This window comes from Cryobacterium soli (assembly GCF_003611035.1).
Classification (GTDB): Bacteria; Actinomycetota; Actinomycetes; order Actinomycetales; family Microbacteriaceae; genus Cryobacterium; species Cryobacterium soli.
Genome location: NZ_CP030033.1, coordinates 909639 through 928621 on the forward strand (window position 1 = coordinate 909639; position 18983 = coordinate 928621).

Here is an 18983-nt window from a genome sequence, read left to right on the forward strand (position 1 = left end):
CGGCACACGGGCTCGATGCCCCACACCCGTCGAACACCGCACGCACCAGTAGCGCTGAACCGTGACCAACACGGCGAGCACCACTGGTGCGTGCGTGCGTGTGAGCGCCTAGGAACCTGCCGTTTCAGCACCGGTCCGTATCGCCCCTGGCGACTCGGACCGGTGCTGGTTGTGTGCACCTGCCGCACCCGTTGATTCAGCGCGAGAGCGCCCGATCGACCGGAAGATCTACGAGTCTGTCGCGCACCTGCCGATCGTCTGCATGCACCGGCACGTCCCCGTCGAATGGTTCGAGACGACGCGCCGTTCGTCGAGCCGGCCCAGCTCCTCGTCGTCCCCGACCACTACCTCCCGCGCAAGCTGGTCTCCCCGGGTGAGACCCTCCCGCGCCGGATCGACGCCGGATGCCGCACGCGACTCGTGGTCGAGCACCGGCTCGACTTAGACGAGGCCGTCGACACCGCGGCCGACCTCGCCAACCGCGGTGGCGGTGGTCCGGCGAGTTACACACCGCCGGCCTGGACTGGCGCCACCATCAAGCGCTACTAGCCCAAGAGCACGAGTTGCAAAAGCGAGGCGGCCACCGGTGTTTCCACTGGTGGCCGCCTCGCGCTTTGCAATTGTTATGCGGCTTGCTTCGCGTTCTTCACGATCGCTTCCCACAGACCGTTGAGGTAGGTGATGCCGAGTGCTCGGTCGTAGAGACCGTAGCCAGGCCGGCCCTGCTCTCCCCAGATCATTCGCCCGTGGTCGGGGCGCATGTAGCCGTCGAATCCAACGTCGTGGAATGCTTTCAGGATCTCGTAGAGATCGAGCGAGCCCATCTTGGAAAGGTGCGCCGATTCTTCAAAATTGCCGTTGCCGAGCAGTTTGATGTTCCTGACGTGGGCGAAGGGAATGCGATCGCGGCTGCCGAAATACCGGATGAGGGCCGGCACATCGTTTTCAGGATTTTCTCCCAGGCTCCCGGTGCACAACGTGAGCGAGTTGTACGGCGTGTCAACCATCTCAATCACGTTCTTCAGATCCGCGAAGTTCTTGACGATCCTCGGCAGACCGAAAATGCTGCGGGGCGGGTCATCCGGGTGAAGAGCCATCTTGACGTCGTACTTTTCGCACGTGGGCATGATCTGCTCGAGGAAGTACTTGAGGTTCGCCGAGAGTTTTTCCTCGTCGACGTCTTCGTATTTTGCGAAGAGTTCCCGGATACCTTTCATCCGTTCCGGCTCCCAGCCGGGCATGATGAACCCGTTCGAGTCTCCTTCGACGGATTCGATCATGCTCTGCGGATCCAGCTTCTCTGCGGTCAGCTGGTCATAGGCCATGGTCGTTGAGCCATCGGGCAGCTCCCTGGCCAGCTCAGTCCTGAGCCAGTCGAAAACGGGCATGAAGTTGTAGCAGATGACCTTGATTCCCACCGAGGCGAGATTCTTGATCGTTTCCTTGTAGTTCTCAATGAACTGATCGCGCGACGGCAACCCGATCTTGATGTCGTCGTGGATGTTGACGCTCTCGATAACCTGCAGCGACATTCCGGCGCTCTCCACCTGTGCCTTCAACCGTGTGATCTTCTCCATCGGCCAGACCTCTCCGACCGGCACGTCGTAGAGCGCCCCTACTATCCCTTCGACGTTGGGGATCTGCCGAATTTGTTTCAGCGTGATGTTGTCGTCCTCTTCGCCGAACCATCGGAATGTCATTTGCATGATGTGTCTTCTCCACTCAATTTCAGGTATTTCTGCAGGGTGCGTCGCACCGCGTTTGGTCCGGCGACCATCTCTTCGACGAAACCCTCGATCTTCTGGCCCAGGTTCGCTTCATAGAGGTCAACTCCGAAAATGTCGGTGTTGGAAAGTATCGGGCGGAGGTGGCCGGCGACAGTTGTCGGGTCGCCAAAGACGATTTCCGCGACGTATTCGTGGAGAAACTCGTCCATGGGATCCGGACTGAGTTCGAACTCTTCGCCCTGATCATCGACTCCCAGCAGGTAGCGGCACCATCCCGCGATTGCCAGCGGGATGAACTGCAGGTCGCCGGCTTGTCCGCTTTCCTGATAGAGCTTGATGGTTTCGCCAAACCTGATGCCCACTTTTTGCGAGGTGTCAGACGCGATTCTCTGCGGCGTGTCAGGGATTCGCGGGTTGGGAAGGCGCTTGTTCATCACCTCGTCGAGGAATGATTTCGGGTCGATGATCCCCGGATCAGTCACGACCGGGAGGCCTTCGATGTAACCAATTTGCCGAATAAGTCCGGAAATCTCAGGGTCTTGGGTTTCCTCGGCGATCGATTCATACCCCAGCAAACACCCGAAGACGGCCATCGCTGTGTGCAGCGGGTTGAGACAGGTGCACACTTTCATGCGCTCGACTTTATTGACGGTGTCTCGGTCGGTGAAGTACACCCCGGCGTCTTCAAGGGCCGGCCGGCCATTGGGGAAGTCGTCTTCAATGACCAGGTAGTGAACCTCCTCCGTGTTGACGAAGGGCGCCGTGATGGAGTGCTTCTGGGACTTGAGAATGTCGATGTCGCCAAATCCGCTGACCCGCAATTTTTCCGCTACATCAACCGACGGTCCAGGTGTGATGCGATCAATCATGCTCCACGGGAACGAGACCGACTGTGGATCTGAGAGGTAGTCGATGAATCCTTGGTCGACGAAGTTGTTGGTCTTCCATTGCGTTGCGACTTCGCGGATCGCGTCACCGAGTTTTGTGCCGTTCCGGGAGAAGTTATCTGTGCTCACCATGGCGATCGGGTGCGCACCATTTTCGTAGCGTTCGAATAACAGAGCGGCCATCACCGACATGGCGTGCTGCGCCTGGGCGGGACCCTGCTCGATGTCGTGGCGGACGACGGCGGAAAGCGTCCCATCCGGGTTCTTCAGGTTGTATCCCTTTTCGGTGATGGTCACTGTAGCCATTTGCAGTGACGGGTTCGCGAATATCTCGCGCACTCTCACCGTGCTCGCCGGGTCAGGATAGAAGTGGCTCTCGGTGACGCTGGCGATCAGTTCCTTTTCGATCTCGCCATTTGCCTTCATCACGACAGCGAGAGTCAGATTGTTCGTCGAACGGAAGACAGTTTCAATCACCTCGTCGTCATATGTCTCGACGACAACGATGCCCTCGTCGGCCGCGTTCGCGTTGAGCAACTTCTGCTGGAGTGCGGCGTGGAAACACCGAAACAGGTTGCCGGCACCGAAGTGGATCCATACAGGATGTCGGTATGTCTGCTCCGCAACTTTTTCACGATCAAACGCAGGGATGGCAATACCCGCCTCTAAGAGGCTTCCTGGTTCATTAAGGGTGTCGTCATTCAAATAAAGCACTCGGCAGCAACTCCTAGGTCGTCTTTGTCCTTGTGGACTACCATACTATTGTACCAGATGCGGCTTCCAGGCGAGAGTTCCGGCGTTTACGCCGATGACCACGTGCCGCGCGAGGAGCTGCTCCGTCGCCAGCAGTGGCGGGAGCGTTTTCCTCTATCTGGGCCAAACGGGCGATGAGGAGTACTGGAGGGTCCTGAACGCCTTTCCCACGCCGGCCTCCTGGCGTCTGGAACATTTTCGATGCCGGGCCCGTTGTCGTGAGCATGACAACTATCGGAATCATCGGTGCAGGAAACATTGGCAGCCAGGTCGCCCGCAAGGCGATCGAAAGCGGCTACGACGTCGTGATCAGCAATTCCCGCGGCCCCGAGACACTCGCGGCGCTCGTCGCCGAACTCGGCCCGAAGGCTACCGCCGGAACCGCAGCGCAGGCGGCACAGGCTGCCGACATCGCGGTCGTGACCGTGCCGCTCAAGGCCTATGCGGACGTGCCGGTGCAGCCGCTCGCCGGAAAGATCGTCATCGATACCAACAACTACTACTTCGAACGCGACGGCCACATCGAGGCCCTCGACAACGGCGAGGCGACCGTTAGCGGCATGCTGCAGGAGCACCTGCCGACCTCGCGCGTAGCGAAGGGCTTCAACCACATCACGGCCGCCGACATCACTGCTGACTCGTTCCCGACCGGTGACCCGGCACGGCGTGCGCTCGCTACATCGTCCGACTTTACGGATGCCTCCGACTTCGTCACGAAGCTGTACGACGAATTCGGTTTCGACACCGTGAACATCGGCCCACTCGCCGAGAGCTGGCGCGTCGAGCGCGACCGCCCTGCCTATGGCTCGCGACAGAACGTCGCTGAGCTCGAGGCCAACCTGGCGAAGGCACCGCGCACGATCTGATCCAGACCTGCGGCGCGGATCCGAGGACATCCTCGGTTCCGCGCCGTTTCCGTGCCTGGGCCAGTTGTTCGAGGCCGGAGGGGTGAACTCGGGGCCCTGCCCGCGGGCTCAACCGGAATGGATTCGGTCCAGCGGCTACAGCTATTCGATTGCGGGCGAACGGGAGTCCTGACCAGCAGGTGACGGCGACGGCAATTCGTCCACCCTGCAGAGGGCTTGACGCCACCTGGACAGCGGCCGATACTGACGCCGACGGCATAACCGCCCCGACCCCCTGGGCCGGGCTCAGCAAGGGGTGTTCGTATGCACAGAGGGGTCTGGGTAGGAGCGTTCCCGCTTTCCGTTATCCTTGCAGTCCTACTTTCCGGGTGCGCCGGGGGCGCCGGGGGCAAGATCGTTAGCACCGGCGTGGACGATGCTGCCCGAGCTACGGCGAATTTGATTCGCGGCGGCGCGGACGATGGGGAGCGGGCCGCCGCAGACTTCCTACTCGGCGCCACCAAGGACTCAGAAGCATACCGACAGGCGGCGACCACGGCAGCGGAGAGCGCAGTTCAGAATCCGAGATGGACTCTGTTCAAGTCGCAGGTCGCCGCCAAGGTGAGGGTGACGCGCGAAAGCCCGCTCTGTGCGCCGACCATCGATCTGGTCTTCGCGGAGGACTCCGAGGATGTTATCGACGCGCTAAATGGCCTCGCCGAGGAGGCGGATGCCCGAAGCGATGCCCAGGAGCTCTATGACGACACGCTCGCCCTGATCGAGATCTGGGAGGATTACGACCCGGCAGACCCTGACAAGTCGTACTTGGCGGCCGGCACTGCGGTTTTTCAGGATTTCTACTGCGTTGAGTGAGAGCCTCGACCACGGCTCATTCATTTCGGACGGTGTATCACCGGCTCGGCCCCGCGCCCCGCGGGAAACCGCAGTCGTGGTGGCCTGGATGTTGGACCGCGGCGACCCAATCCCGTCAAAACCTGGGGATGGCTATTCGCAATGGGCGAGCTGTTTCACTTGCCAGTTGTTCACACGAGGCAACCAAGCCATCGGGTCGGATGGGCCCACCCGCGGGTCGCCCCATTTGCCGACACGGTCCGGCTGCGCAACCTGAATTGAATCGAGGGGCTTCGCATATAGGGCGCGAAATGCGCTGGGCAGGAGTTTCAAACCTTCTTGCCGCCGTCATCTGGCGTTCGACGATGTCGTCCACGGACTCGAGCTCCACTCCCCTCGTTGAGCACGGCCTGATACGCGCGTGAATTGGTTCCGCAGAAGCTAGCCGCCCTCAGCGCACCGCAGGTGGGTGCGCCTGGACTCGCTGATCGGCTCCGCTTGCTGCGCGATCCAGGCCCGCAGGTCGGGGACAGCGAGCTTGAGGTGCTTGCCAACCGGACACGGCGCGGGGCCTTTGCCGTGCCTTCGGTGTGGACCGCGAAGATCTCGATGAATGTGATGCATCCGCAAAGCCAAGAGAGTCCCAGAAACCCTCAAGTCTCCGGGACATTTGGTCATGCTGACAGGATTTGAACCGGCGACCCCCTGTAAGGTTCTAGCCTTAACTCGAGTTATGCCGAAAATCTCCGAAAACTCGCGGATTCCCTTGTGTTTACAGGGAGCCGGGCGGTTCACTGCCTTCAATCCTACTCGGTCGATTCGGGTCAGATGAAGTTGAATGTGATGACTAAATGATGACCATTTGAACCGCTTTTGGCGGCACTCCGAGGCCTCCAAGAGATTCCCCGTATGCTCTCCGCAGGTAGTCGAGCCTGGCTGCGCCGGCGCTCGATCTGCGGTCTGGTTTGCATCACGCTTGCAAGACCCGCGCCTGCCGCGGGCGTGCTGCCGGTCTCGCACGCGGTCGAACTCATGCGCAACAACCCTGCGCATCCGTGGACCGTGACGGAACTGGCCCCGGAGGTTTCGCTCAGCGTGCGCAGCTTGCAAGAGGGCTTCCGCCGATCCCTGGACACCACTCCGATGGCATACCTGCGACACCTCAGACTCGAGAAGGCGAACGAGGAGCTAACTCTGGCAGCGCCGGGCACCATTAGCGTGACCGAGGTGGCGGCGCGGCGGGGCTTCGTCCATCTCGGGAGGTTTGCGGCGGCCTACCGCAGAGAGTTTTCGAAGCATCCGTCTGGAGAGAAGTGTCATCACGATGCGGGGTGGCCGATCTCGGGAGGCGCTCATGTGGCGAGCCGTGACGCTTTCGGTGACCCTCCACGGACGCGACAGGGAAGCGATTACCGTCGGCCCGTCCTGACGAGGTGCTCGTACACGAGGCGAACGGCGACCGCGCCCTCGCCGACGGCGGACGCCACACGTTTCACCGAGCCACTGCGCACGTCCCCGACCGCAAAAATACCCGGACTCGTGGTCTCGAACATCATCGTGTTTCCATCGCCGGTCACCACGAACCCTCGATCGTCGAGCGTGATCGCGCCCGAGAGCCACCGAGTGTGTGGCTCGGACCCGATCAACACGAAGAGAGCCGTCGCACTGAGCGGTCGGCGCTCATCGGTCCTCAGATCGTGAACCATGACCTCCTCAAGACGAAGGTCGCCTCGTAGCTCGCAGACCTCGCAGTTGCGCCAGACCTGCACTCGGGGGGCCGCAACGATCCGTTCTGCGAGGTAGCGGGACATGTCCCGGTTCAGGTCGTCGTGGCGGATCACGAGGTTCACGGCAGTTGCATTGCGCGCCAGGAACAGGGCCGCCTGCCCGGCGGAGTTCCCGCCACCTACGACCGTGACCGGGTCGCCGCGGCAGAGCCGCGCCTCGAACTCGGTGGCGGCGTAGTAGACGCTGGGCCCCTCGAGCCGGTCCATGCCGGGGATGTCGAGGCGGCGGTAGCGAACACCGGTCGCGAGCACCACGGTATGCGCCTCCACCTGGTCCCCGTCGGTCAGACCCACGACGAAGTGTCCGTCGACGCGCGCAAGTGACTCTGCCTCGCCGGGGATCGTGAAGGTGGCGCCGAACTTGCGGGCCTGGACCACCGCTCGGTCGGCCAGCTCGGCGCCTGAGATGCCCGCCGGGAACCCGAGATAGTTCTCGATCTGGGACGACGTCCCCGCCTGCCCTCCCGTCGCGATCCCGTCGAGCACGATCGTCGAGAGCCCCTCGGAGGCCGCGGTCACCGCAGCAGCAAGACCGGCAGGTCCCGCGCCCACCACCAGAATGTCGTATGCGTAGCGGGGCGGCGTTTCCTCCCGCAGGCCGAGGACCTCGGCAAGCTCGGTGTTGCTGGGGTTGCGCAGGACCGTCCGACCCTTCCAGATCACGACAGGGGTCTGGTCTGGTGGGATGCCGAACGCCCGCAGGGTGAGCTCTGCCTCGGGATCCTCCTCCAGGTCTTCCCAGCGGTACGGAATGCGATTGCGGCTCGCGAAGTCCCTCAGCAGGCGGGTCTCGGCTGAATAGCGGGAACCGATGATCCGGAGGCCGACGCCGAGACCGGCGTGGATGTTGCGGCGAAGGATGAAGGCCCGCAGGATCAGATCCCCCACCGCCTGATTTTGGGCGACCGCCTCTTTGAGCCGGTCGTAGGGAACCTCCAAGACCTCGACGTCGGTCTGGGCGACGGCGGTGACGTAGACGGCCTGGCCAGTCAGCATCGACAGGTCACCCACGAAGCGACCCCGCCCGTGGACGGCGATCACGCGCGGCTCTCCGTCCGGATCTTCCTGGACAACGCGGACCCGGCCGTCAAGCACGACGAACAGACCGCAGTCGCGGTCTCCCTCGCGGAACAGCGTGGAGCCTTCAGCCAGCCGCTTCCTCTCGCCGTATTGAGAGAGCAGCATGACCTGCTCGTCGGTGAGGCGCGGATAGGCGCCGGTGGTGTCGGGGGTCTCTGGCAGATCCGAGGGTTGGAGGTCAGACGAACTGCTCGTCGGCATAACACCACCTCCAGCTCTCCCCCGGCTCGATCGAACGCACGATGACGTGGCCCGTCGTTGCGGCGTGAGCGCGCGCGTGGCGCATCGGGGAGGAGTCGCAGCAACAGATCTGACCGCAGGTGAGGCACTGCCGCAGGTGCACCCAGGGTGTGCCCAGACGCAGGCATTCCTCACAACCGGGCGCTCTGGGCGGCCCTACGGGTCGCACCAGCGGCAGGTGCGCGTCTGGGACCACCCGGCCGAAGACCGTGTTCATTGCCGGTCTTCCCCTCTTGAAGAGTGGCTGTCCCTGGCGGGCGCTACCTCCTCGTTGGGCAAGTGCTCCGTGAGCCACGACCGCAGGGCGCCTGCCGGCGCGGCGCCGATCTGTTTGTCAATCACCTGGCCGTGGTGCATGACGACCAGCGTCGGGATGGCCTGCACTCCGAAGCGACGGCTCACCTCCGGCGCCTCATCCGCGTTCACCTTGACAAGCTTCAGCTTGCCCGCGAGTTCTGTCGCCAGTTGCTCCAGCACCGGGCTGACCATCCGGCAGGGACCACACCAGGGGGCCCAGACGTCCACGAGCACCGGTATGGTCGATTCGTCCGCCACGGTGCTGAAGTCCGCATCGGACGTGTCGACTATCCAGGGAAGCGGGTCGTGGCAATTCCCACAGCGGGGCGCTCCGTCGGCGGCGGCACGCACTCGATTCTTCGTGCCGCAATTCGGACACACCACAACCTTGGCCGGGTGTTTCGCGATCGTGTTCACGCTGCCGCCTTCCTCTCATTGGATGGCTGCATCGGAACAACGGTGAGCTCCTCATCAACGAGATCGACCACGATCGTGGAGCCCTCAGGGAGGTCACCACGCAGGAGCGCGCGCGCCACCCGGGTCTCTACCTCGCGGGAGATGTAACGCCGCAGCGGACGAGCGCCGTATGCCGGGTCGAATCCCTGCTCCGCCATGAACCGTCGGGCGCGTTCTGTGGCCTCGAGCGCAATCCGTTGCTCCCCCAGCCGCTCCCGCAACTCGTCGAGCTGGAGATCGACAATGCGCTCGATCTCGACGAACGTCAACGGCTTGAACAGCACGATCTCGTCGATCCGGTTCAGAAACTCGGGCCGGAAGTGAGATCGCAGCGAACCCATCACCAGGGCGCGCGCCTCTGATTTCACCTCGCCGTCAGGGGTGACTCCCTCGAGCAGGTATTCCGACCCGATGTTGGAGGTCATGATGATGACGGTGTTGCGAAAGTCGACGGTGCGACCATGGGAGTCGGTGAGACGCCCGTCGTCGAGCACCTGAAGCAAAATGTTGAATACGTCGACGTGGGCCTTTTCAATCTCGTCGAGCAGGATCACCGAATAGTGCTTCCGCCGGACCGCCTCGGTCAGCTGCCCACCCTCCTCGAATCCGACGTACCCAGGAGGCGCCCCCACGAGCCGACTCACGGTATGCCGCTCCTGGTACTCGCTCATGTCGATGCGGATGATGTTCTCCTCGCTGTCGAAGAGGGCTTGCGCGAGCGCTTTGGCGAGCTCGGTTTTACCCACGCCCGTCGGGCCGAGGAAGACGAAGGAGCCGATCGGGCGGGTCGGGTTCTTGATGCCGGAGCGGGCCCGGACAACCGCGTCGGTCACCAATTGCACTGCCTCGTCCTGGCCGATCACCCGTTCATGGAGAACCTCATCGAGGCGGAGGATCTTCTCCCGCTCACCCTCCTGGAGGCGGCTCACCGGGATGCCCGTCCACCGGGCCACAATTGAGGCGATCTCGTCGGCCGTGACGATCTCACGGAGCAGACGCCTCCCGCCCTGTTTGGACTGGAGTCGCTCCTCGCCCGCCGCGAGCCGCCGTTCCAATTCGGGCAGCTTTCCGTGGCGCAGGCTCGCCGCCCTGTTCAAGTCGTACTCCCGCTCGGCCCGTTCGCTCTCCAGGCGCACCTGCTCGATCTCCTGCCGCAGCGCCTGGACCTCGCGGAGCGCCTGGCGTTCCGCTTCCCACTGGGCACGCATGGCGTCCGCCTCCGCCTTCAGGTCGGCCAGTTCCTTGCGCAGCTCCTCGAGGCGACGCTGGCTGGCCGGATCCGTCTCGAGGGCCACTGCCGCCTCTTCGATCTCCAGCCGGGTGACCCGGCGGGTGAGTTCGTCGAGTTCCGCCGGCATCGAGTCGATTTCAGTGCGCAGCATCGCACAGGCCTCGTCGACCAGGTCTATGGCCTTATCTGGCAGGAACCGGTCGGAGATATAGCGATGACTCAGGCTGACCGCTGCCACCAACGCGCCGTCGTAGATCTTGACGCCGTGGAAGACCTCGAATCGTTCGCGCAGTCCCCGAAGAATCGACAGGGCGTCCTCGACGGTTGGTTCATCGACCACAACCGGCTGGAATCGACGCTCGAGGGCTGCGTCCTTCTCGATGTGGGTGCGATACTCATCGAGCGTCGTGGCCCCGATCATGTGCAGTTCGCCGCGGGCCAGCATCGGCTTCAGCATCTGGCCGGCGTCCATCGCTCCTTCAGACGCGCCGGCCCCGACGACGGTGTGCAGCTCGTCGACGAACAGCAGGATCTTTCCTTCTGCAGCCAGTACCTCGTTGAGGACGGCCTTCAGCCGTTCCTCGAACTCGCCGCGGTACTTCGCACCAGCAACGAGGGACCCCATGTCCAAAGCGAAAACGATCTTGTCGCGCAGTCCCTCTGGCACGTCGCCATTGTTGATCCGCTGCGCCAGACCCTCGACGATGGCGGTCTTCCCGACCCCGGGCTCACCGATCAGCACCGGGTTGTTCTTGCTCTTTCGGGACAGGATCTGGACGGTGCGACGGATTTCCGAGTCCCGGCCGATGACCGGCTCCAGTCGTCCGGCGGCTGCTTCCGCGACGAGGTCCCGACCATACTTGGCGAGCGCTTCGTAGGTGCCTTCGGGGGTAGCGGATGTGACCCGCTGGGATCCCCTCACCGCGGTCAACATCTGCAGAAACGAGTCGCGCGTCACGCCGTGCTGGGCGAGGATCCGACCTGCTGCCGAGCTGGATCCCTCGTCGAGGAGCGCTACCACCAGGTGCTCGACGGAGACGTAATCGTCCTTGAGCCTGCGGGCTTCCGTGTCGGCCGCCTCGAGGAGACGGTTCAGCCGCTGGGTGACGTACACCTTCCCAGGCTCGGCGCCGGACCCCGTGACGCGAGGGCGTTTCTCGAGCTCGTTCGTCAGGTCTTCTCGCAGCTGGTCCACATCCGCACCCGATCGGGCGAGCAGTGGCAACACCAATCCTTCGCTCTGTTCAAGCAGGGCCAGCAACAGGTGCTCGCCGTCTACCTCCTGGTGGCCGAACCGGAGTGCCTTGGTCTGGGCGTCGTGCAGTGCTTCCTGCGACTTCTGAGTGAGTCTGTTCAGGTCCATGGGAATCCCTTATCTATCTGAGCGCGAGCGGCGTTGTGATCTCTCGAGGGCGGCAATCCGGTCGAGCAGGTCCATCACCAGGCCGAGCGACGCATAAGTCAGGTTCAGCCGCAGGTGCAGCCGCTGGATCCTCGCCATCTCCCGAACCTGGGACGGGGCGAACCAGAGGTTGCCCTCGGCGTCCCGGGTGATCTCGAGCAACCCGAGCGTGACCAGCCGGCGAACCATGTCAGGGTGCACACCGGTGATCCGGGCGTAGCTGTCAAGACTCAGGCGATAGGGGCGCGCCAGAGGCCAGTTCGTCCCGGCGGTCGGTTCGGTCATGGTGAGCTCCTCGGGTCGAATTCGGACACCTTGGCGAGCTTCTCGAACAGTTTGCGTTCCTCAGAGGAGAGCGACTTGGGCACCTTGATCTGGACTTCGGCGAACAGATCCCCCGGGTTTCCTCGTTTGTTCGGCAGCCCGCGGCCCTTCAGCCGCAGCCGCCGGTGACTGGAGGTACCGGCAGGTACCTTGACGGTGGCCGGGCCGCCGGGAGTCTCGACGGGAAGCGACGAACCGAGCGCCGCTTCCCAGGGGGCGAGTGACAGCGTCACGTGCAGGTCACGGCCCTCCAGCCGGTAGCGAGGATGCGCTGCGATCCGGACGATGAGGTAGAGGTCGCCCGCTTCGCCACCACCAGACCCCTGCCCGCCCTGGGCGCGCAGCCTGATCCGCTGACCGTCCACAACCCCCTCGGGAATGACGACGTCGATGGTGCGCGGACCGTCTTCGTCACGGAGCGACAGAGTTCGCCTGGTCCCGGTGTAGGCCTCCTCGACGGTCACCTCCACCTCGGTCTCGTGGTCGGAGCCGGAGACCGGTCCCCATCCGCCGCGACCTCGCCCGCGTGAGCCGAAAATGCCGCCGAGCAGATCCTCCAGATCGACATTGTCGCCGGAACCGGAGTACTGAAAACCACCAGAGGGACCGGCCCCGCCCCAGCCGGCCGACCGCCCGCCGCCGGCACCGGCTCCTGCATAGGCGCGCGCCCGGCGGTAGGCCTCCGGGTCCACGTCGGCACCGACGCGCCGGAAATCTTCTCCGAACGCGTCGTATCGCTTGCGCTGGTCGGGGTCGGAGAGCACGTCATACGCCTCGCTGAGCTCCTTGAACTTGTCTTCGGCGCCGGGATCCTTGTTGACGTCGGGGTGAAGTTTGCGCGCAAGCTTGCGGTAGGCCCGCTGGATCTCCGACTGGTCGGCATCGCGGGGGACGCCAAGGACCTCGTAGGAGTCGCGAGCCATTACTCGCTCCTGGTCGCTACGACCACAGAAGCCGGACGCAGAATCTCGTTGTCAGGCCCGTAGCCGGGCCGGATAACGTGCGCGACGGTACCGGGGACAAGTTCCTCATCGACGAGGGTGCTGACGGCTTCGTGGCGAGCGGGGTCGAAGGCTTTGCCGGTTTCATCGTCGCGCCGGGGGTAGCCCAGGTCGGCGAGGACCGAGAGTGCTTGCTGGTGCACGGCACGCACTCCATCGACGATCTGGTCGGGGTGGGAGGAGGCATGTTCGAGGGCGCGCTCGAGGTTGTCGAGGACGGGCAACCAGCGGGAGGCCACCGACGCTCGTTCCTGCTGACGAGCGCGGACGACATCCTGCGCGCATCGTTTGCGGAGGTTTTCCAGCTCGGCGGCGGTACGGCGCCATGAGTCCTCGAGGTCAGCAATCTGCTTCGCGGTCTCGGCTGAGCTGTCACCAACGCCCTCGTCGGCGACCTGGGGGTCGGGATTCTCTTGTCCGGACATGACGTCGACGCTCAGTGTGCCGTGAACTCGGCGTCGATCACATCGTCGCCGTCGTCCGCTCCAGCCTCGCCGGAGCCGGCCGACGGGCCAGCGGAGCCAGCGGAGCCAGCGCTGCCTTGGCTCCTGACAGCGGAACTCAGGGCCTGCGCCATCTGGTGCAGTTCACCCGTGAGCGACCGCAGACGGTCGATCGGCGCCTGCTCGTCGAGTGCGGTACGCGCGTCATTCGTCAAGATCTCCGCCCGGGCGCGGTCATGCTCAGGGACGGCATCCCCGGCCTCGGTGAGTTCGCGCTGGACCTGGTAGGCCACGGAGTCGAGTTCGTTCCGCGCGTCGACGAGTTCTCGGAGCTGGGCGTCCTCGCTGCGGTGCGTCTCGGCATCCGAGACCATCCGCTCGACCTCGTCCTTGGTCAGCGTCGAGGTCTCACTGATGGTGACCTGTTGCTCGGCGCCGGTGTCCTTGTCCTTCGCGGAGACGTGCAGGATGCCGTTGGCATCGATGTCGAAGGTCAACTCGATCTGTGGTTCACCTCGAGGCGCTGGTCTGATGTTCTCGAGCCGGAATCGGGCGAGTGCGCGGTTGTCGCTGGCGAGTTCCCGTTCGCCCTGGAGGACCACGACGTCCACCGCTTGCTGGTTGTCCTCGGCGGTACTGAAGACCTCGGTGCGACGCGCCGGGATAGTCGTGTTGCGCTCGATGACCTTGGTCATCACGCCGCCCTGCGTTTCCAACCCCAGCGAGAGCGGCGTGACGTCCAGGAGGAGGACGTCCTTCACATCCCCCTTGATGATCGCCGCCTGGACGGCCGCACCGAGCGCGACGACCTCGTCCGGGTTGACGGTCATGTTCGGATCCTTGCCACCGGTCATCCGACGGACCAGGTTCTGTACCGCGGGGATGCGCGTAGAACCGCCGACGAGGATGATCTCGTCGATGTCGTCCGGGGTTGCCTTCCCATCCTCGAGGGCCTGCTTCACCGGACCCATGCAGCGTTCAACGAGATCCGCGGTCAGCTGGTCGAACGTCGAGCGCATGAGGTTGACGTTGAGATGTTTCGGGCCCGAAGCGTCCGCGGTCACAAAGGGAAGGTTCACCGCCGTTTGGGTAACGGACGACAACTCGACTTTGGCCTTCTCGGCCGCCTCGAACAGGCGCTGCAGTGCCTGAGGGTCCTGGCGGAGGTCGATACCGACCTCTTTCTTGAACTCGTCCGCGAGGTAGTCAACGATGCGCCGGTCGAAGTCGTCCCCACCAAGATGGGTGTCGCCCGCCGTGGATCGGACCTCGACAACGCCCTCACCGACGGTGAGGAGGCTGACATCGAAGGTTCCACCGCCGAGGTCGAAGACGAGAATGGTCTCGTTCTCGAGTTTCTCCATCCCGTATGCCAGGGCTGCGGCGGTGGGTTCGTTGATGATCCGGAGAACTTCGAGTCCCGCAATCTTGCCGGCGTCTTTGGTGGCTTGCCGCTGCGCGTCATTGAAGTGCGCCGGCACGGTGATCACAGCTTCTGTGACCCGCTCCCCGAGCGCCTTGCTTGCATCCTCGGCCAGCTTGCGCAGAATCTGCGCCGAGATTTCCTCCGGCGCGTAGAGCTTGCCGTGGACCGAGAACCGGACTGCGCCGTCCGGTCCGGACACGACGTCGTACGAGACGGCGTTGAGCTCGCTCTCCACCTCGTCGTAGTTCCGACCGACGAAACGCTTGGCCGAGTAGATCGTGCCCTTGGGGTTGAGGATCGCCTGTCGCCGGGCCATCTGCCCCACGAGCCGTTCACCGTTTTCGAGGAACGCGACGACGGATGGAGTGGTCCTGTTTCCCTCGGTATTGGCGATGACCTGGGGTTGGCCCCCCTCCATCGCGGCAATCACCGAATTGGTTGTTCCCAGATCGATACCAACAGCCCTACCCATGACGTTTCTCCTTCGCTCGATACCCTCCCTAGTCATGATTTCGCGGCACACGACCGGCGGCATCCCGTAAACAGGTGACATCCGTTCCTGGGCCTGTCTCGGCGGCGAGCGGCACACGGTGCGTCAGGGTCAGGCAGACGGCGACGCGTGGTGGAACGAGAGCACGGCGAGTTCGACTCGCGAGTGAATGCCGAGCTTTTGGTAGATGTGCTTGAGGTGGGCGTCCACGGTGTGGGGCGACACGCTCAGCTGTTGTGCCGTCGCGCGGTTCGACAATCCTGTGCCCACGAGCTGTGCGACCCGGACCTCGGCGCCGCTGAGGGACAGCCAGTCGTCCACCCACGCCTCGTGACCTGGGCCCTTTCGGGCCAAGGGATATCGAACGGCGGCGTCCGCCGCGGGTTCCGGGGTGTCCGGCGGCGCCACGCTGTGCGGGTTGTGGAGCACGGTGCCGTCGAGTAGCACCATGGAGTGGATTTTCAGTACGCTCGCGAGAATGCCCGCCCCGAAGCGCTGCACGTCGTACATACAGAGGAAGACGGTGGGCAACTCGTCGAGGATGTGGATGACGGCAGTCTCGTAAATGGAGACTTCCCTCGCGCCGGACTCATGCGACCCCCGAGACATCTGTCCGGCGGCGCGCAAGAGTGGGAACGCGTCGGTGGGCGAGCCGGAGTTGGCGACGAGGGGTGAAAACGACTGCTGGGGGGAGAACTCGCGGGTCCGAAGGTACGCGTCGGGCGCTGAGTAGACATCAAGGTGTTGACGCCTGTCGCTGAGTCCTGCCGGTGGGTACACCCTCTGTCGGATGCTCGCCGACTCGAGTTCGTCGATGAGGCAGACGCATGAATCGCCGTGACGAAGGCCCTCCTGCATGAACGACACCAGCAGCCGGTCTCTCTCGACGGGTCCCGAGAACAGAGCGCAGACGTGCATCCCCGGATGAATCTCGCCGACCCCAGGGACTCCCATGAGCAGGTCGTTCACCGGGGAACCGCCTTCTCGTGGCCCCATTTTGCTAACCAAACGTCGTCCTTTGCCAACGATACGTCGTCGTTGAGGTCGCGGTCAACGCGGTGGAGGGCCAAGTCGACTACTCGCACGGCATGTTGCGCCTTCTCAGGTCCGCTCTTTCGCGAGCCGGGCGCGGCGCTCTTCCTCACGCTTTGAGTACGCGGCCGCGCGGATCGCGTCGTCTGATTCCAGGCCGGTTCCGAGTGCACCGCCGATGGTCGCCGCAGAGGCGACGAACCAGACAAGCACGAACAGATCGCCGTAATCGAGCGACGTGCCGAGTGAATCGCCCATTACAGCAGGGTCGAGGACAAACAGCGCCCATGCCAGGTTCACGACGTAGAGCGCCACATAACAGATGAGCACCCCGATCGTCAGAGTCAACAGTGTCGAGGTGTTGTAGAGACGGGATCTGTCCCGCGCTTCAGCTGAGTCGTCGGCGGGGTGGTCCCAGAGTTCTCCGTCGATCACAATCCAGCCCACGACGATCGCGATCGAGGCGATGGTCGCGACGCCGAGCCGCCACCCCGACAGGGAGCCGGCAATCAGCCAAACCGTAGAATCGACGGTGGCCACCGCGCCGGTTGCGAGGGCGGCTACGAGCGCGGATTTGAGTCCGGTCGCGAGGAGCCACGGACGGTTAGCGAGGACCATGCCGAACAGCACCCGCCCCCGACCGCTGAGACCGGGGAGGGACACACGCTGCTCATCAGGCGAGGTGGGTTCTGCCATTCCACTGACGAGGCCGCGCACAGCGTGCCGCGCGCGCGCGTTGACACGCAGCCCGCCGAGCGCGGGTAGCGACAGCACGGCGGTGCGTCGCTGCGGGTCGATTGCGGCCAGCAAGTACCGACCGTTGTCGTCGCGAAGGGGAAGCTCGGTTACCCCGATGACGAGGTCCCACTCGCGCTGTTGGGCACGTGCCCGCAGCCGGGACAGTGCGGTCTCGACATCCTCATACCCGAGGGTGAACGGTTCACTCACCACCTCGATTTCCCAGCCATCGGGATCATCGCCATCCAGCGGGCCGAGGTCACTCATCGCGCGCGCCACCTTGGTTGGCGAGGCCGGGTCAGCCACGAGACCCACGCGGATCGGCTTCATCTCCGAAGCCTACACATAGAGCCGAGAACTAGCCCGGTACTCTTTCGATACGCGCGTGGCGGGGGAACCCCTTGCCTTCCCTCGCGACCTGGTCCCAGGGCACTTCAAATTCTCAGTGAACGGGACTTTGCGCCCGACACAGCAGCGATGAGTGCTCTCACGACGATTCGTGCTGTACACGCGCTAGCGGCGAGATCCGGCCGCAATGGGCCACGCTGACCGAGGACAGTCCCGTCCGCAAGGGTGGTCGACTCTGGCGTCTGTCTCGGTGACGCGAGACGGTCAGACCGCGACCCTACCGATGTCGCGGATACTCTCCGGCGACAGAGCGTTCGACTTGGGAAGCGCCGAAAGGGACGACGGCTGAACACCGAGGTCGAGGTACACCGCATGCAGGGCCGAGACCACGCCGCCCGCTGCACCCGAAAAATCGCCGAGCTCGACGCTGGTCAGGGTAGGGGCGATGCGAATGTTCTGTTCCAGAAGCAGCTGGTAGCTCCCCAGGTGGTCGGTAAGCGATTTCGCGATTCCGCCACCCAGCACGATTGTCTCCGGCTCGCTCGAGACCGCAATGGCGGTAAGTACCGCAACCAGGGCATGGTCGAACTTTGCTCGGAGTTGTGCCCTCACTCCGTCTGGTGTGCCGCTCCCGGCACCGGGATTACTCTCGCCACCTCCATCCGCGAAGAGTTCCGCTGGCGACGCCAGCACCATTCCGGCGGCGGCCGCATGGCGGAGCAGACCAGGCCCGGTTGTGAAGCTCTCGAGACGCTCGCCATGAGGACCAATAGGGATCTGGCCGAACTCCCCCACGAGTCCATGTCGGCCTCGAAGGACAACCCCGTCGATGGCGATTCCGACACCGAGACCGGCGCCAAGGCTGAGCAACGCGGCGTAGGGGGTGTGCCTCGCTGCTCCGAAACGCAGTTCGCCGAGCAGGGCGAGGTTGGCATCGTTGTCGACGTGCAAGGGCAGGCCGATCGCGAGTTCGCAAACCTTAAGGAACGTCGGATCTTCCACTTGCCTGAGGTTCGGGGCATTGGACACCGATCGGTCGACCTGACTGACGGCTCCCGGCAGTCCAAGACTGATCGCGGCCACGGCACCCCAGCGCTCTCCCACCGCGAACTTTGCCGTATCGGCGACCCACAGCGCCAATTCTGTGGGACCTAGCTCGGTCGGGGTGGCTATCTCGATCGCCATTATCGGGTTCGCGAGCAGGTCGGTCGCAATCATCCGGGTGTTCGATGCACCGAGGTCGATCCCGAGAACCAGGGAGGCGTCTGCGACGAGGTCGAGCAGGATCGCACGGCGACCGCGGTTCTCGACGACGACTTCGGAGACCTCGCACACGACTCCGTCGAGAATCAACTGATCCACGGCCCGGGTTACGGTAGCTGCGGAGATCCCGGTCGACTCCGCAATCTGTTTGCGCGTGGCCGGACGCTGATTGAGCAGTTCGGTGAGCACTGCGTTTCGGTTCAGTTCTCGAATGTCCTGGCCCACACGCCCTCCTCGGTCGTTGCTCCGGTCGGCCCGAAGCGAAGCCAGCGCTCGCCCCCAGCTGGACGAGATCACTTTTTTTCAATGCACCGTGAATTCTAATGCGCTTGTCTCGGCAAGTCCCACAACAAAAGCACGT

16 protein-coding genes and 1 pseudogene are annotated in these 18983 nt (G+C 63.8%); 4 read left to right on the top strand and 13 right to left on the bottom strand.

Going from position 1 to position 18983, the window contains the following annotated elements:
- Window positions 1-285 precede the first annotated feature (285 nt).
- Window positions 286-549 carry a hypothetical protein gene (locus DOE79_RS04185; RefSeq protein ID WP_120337423.1) on the top strand — a complete coding sequence of 88 codons (264 nt, stop codon included), beginning with the start codon at window positions 286-288 and terminating at the stop codon, window positions 547-549.
- A gap of 74 nt (window positions 550-623) precedes the next feature.
- Here DOE79_RS04185 and uxuA read toward each other — a convergent pair whose 3' ends face one another.
- On the bottom strand, window positions 624-1706 hold the full coding sequence (gene uxuA, locus DOE79_RS04190) for a mannonate dehydratase (protein ID WP_120337424.1): 1083 nt from the start codon (window positions 1704-1706) through the stop codon (window positions 624-626).
- The gene (locus DOE79_RS04195) at window positions 1697-3328 is read right to left on the bottom strand and encodes a mannitol dehydrogenase family protein (RefSeq protein ID WP_181445858.1); all 1632 of its coding nucleotides are present in this window, start codon (window positions 3326-3328) and stop codon (window positions 1697-1699) included. Before DOE79_RS04195 ends, uxuA begins: the two co-directional genes overlap by 10 nt.
- 263 nt (window positions 3329-3591) lie before the next feature.
- Here DOE79_RS04195 and DOE79_RS04200 point away from each other — a divergent pair, with 263 nt between their 5' ends.
- From DOE79_RS04200 to DOE79_RS20850, 3 genes and pseudogenes are all read left to right on the top strand, one after another.
- Complete coding sequence (locus tag DOE79_RS04200; RefSeq protein WP_120337425.1) at window positions 3592-4233, top strand: NADPH-dependent F420 reductase; 642 nt, start codon at window positions 3592-3594, stop codon at window positions 4231-4233.
- Window positions 4234-4641: 408 nt separating this feature from the next.
- A complete protein-coding gene (locus tag DOE79_RS04205; RefSeq protein WP_120337426.1) occupies window positions 4642-5085 on the top strand; it encodes a hypothetical protein in 444 nt (147 codons plus the stop codon).
- A 1011-nt stretch (window positions 5086-6096) separates the two neighbouring features.
- A pseudogene (locus tag DOE79_RS20850) lies at window positions 6097-6309 on the top strand (helix-turn-helix domain-containing protein); the annotation flags it as partial.
- Between the two features lie 164 nt (window positions 6310-6473).
- On the opposite strand, the gene DOE79_RS04215 reads toward DOE79_RS20850, so the two are convergent.
- From DOE79_RS04215 to DOE79_RS04265, 11 genes are all read right to left on the bottom strand, one after another.
- Entirely contained in the window at window positions 6474-8132 is a 1659-nt protein-coding gene (locus DOE79_RS04215; RefSeq protein ID WP_120337427.1) for an FAD-dependent oxidoreductase, read from the bottom strand.
- Window positions 8110-8388 (bottom strand): UBP-type zinc finger domain-containing protein, encoded by a 279-nt coding sequence (locus DOE79_RS04220; RefSeq protein ID WP_084020781.1) that lies wholly within the window; start codon window positions 8386-8388, stop codon window positions 8110-8112. The genes DOE79_RS04215 and DOE79_RS04220 overlap by 23 nt, the downstream gene beginning before the upstream one ends.
- Complete coding sequence (gene trxA / locus DOE79_RS04225; RefSeq protein WP_245977109.1) at window positions 8385-8885, bottom strand: thioredoxin; 501 nt, start codon at window positions 8883-8885, stop codon at window positions 8385-8387. Before trxA ends, DOE79_RS04220 begins: the two co-directional genes overlap by 4 nt.
- Window positions 8882-11518 (bottom strand): ATP-dependent chaperone ClpB, encoded by a 2637-nt coding sequence (gene clpB / locus DOE79_RS04230; RefSeq protein WP_120337428.1) that lies wholly within the window; start codon window positions 11516-11518, stop codon window positions 8882-8884. The genes trxA and clpB overlap by 4 nt, the downstream gene beginning before the upstream one ends.
- A 9-nt stretch (window positions 11519-11527) precedes the next feature.
- The gene (locus DOE79_RS04235) at window positions 11528-11842 is read right to left on the bottom strand and encodes a chaperone modulator CbpM (protein WP_120337429.1); all 315 of its coding nucleotides are present in this window, start codon (window positions 11840-11842) and stop codon (window positions 11528-11530) included.
- Complete coding sequence (locus tag DOE79_RS04240) at window positions 11839-12804, bottom strand: DnaJ C-terminal domain-containing protein (RefSeq protein ID WP_120337430.1); 966 nt, start codon at window positions 12802-12804, stop codon at window positions 11839-11841. The genes DOE79_RS04235 and DOE79_RS04240 overlap by 4 nt, the downstream gene beginning before the upstream one ends.
- Window positions 12804-13307: a nucleotide exchange factor GrpE gene (locus tag DOE79_RS04245; protein WP_084020779.1), complete on the bottom strand. Its 504-nt coding sequence runs from the start codon at window positions 13305-13307 to the stop codon at window positions 12804-12806. The genes DOE79_RS04240 and DOE79_RS04245 overlap by 1 nt, the downstream gene beginning before the upstream one ends.
- An 11-nt stretch (window positions 13308-13318) precedes the next feature.
- The gene (gene dnaK, locus DOE79_RS04250; protein ID WP_120337431.1) at window positions 13319-15223 is read right to left on the bottom strand and encodes a molecular chaperone DnaK; all 1905 of its coding nucleotides are present in this window, start codon (window positions 15221-15223) and stop codon (window positions 13319-13321) included.
- Between the two features lie 129 nt (window positions 15224-15352).
- Window positions 15353-16210 (bottom strand): MEDS domain-containing protein, encoded by an 858-nt coding sequence (locus tag DOE79_RS20775; RefSeq protein WP_220094279.1) that lies wholly within the window; start codon window positions 16208-16210, stop codon window positions 15353-15355.
- A gap of 132 nt (window positions 16211-16342) precedes the next feature.
- Window positions 16343-17341: a hypothetical protein gene (locus DOE79_RS04260; RefSeq protein ID WP_120337432.1), complete on the bottom strand. Its 999-nt coding sequence runs from the start codon at window positions 17339-17341 to the stop codon at window positions 16343-16345.
- A 282-nt stretch (window positions 17342-17623) separates the two neighbouring features.
- Window positions 17624-18847, bottom strand: coding sequence for an ROK family transcriptional regulator (locus tag DOE79_RS04265; RefSeq protein ID WP_162942594.1), 1224 nt, complete (start codon window positions 18845-18847; stop codon window positions 17624-17626).
- Window positions 18848-18983: the final 136 nt, after the last annotated feature.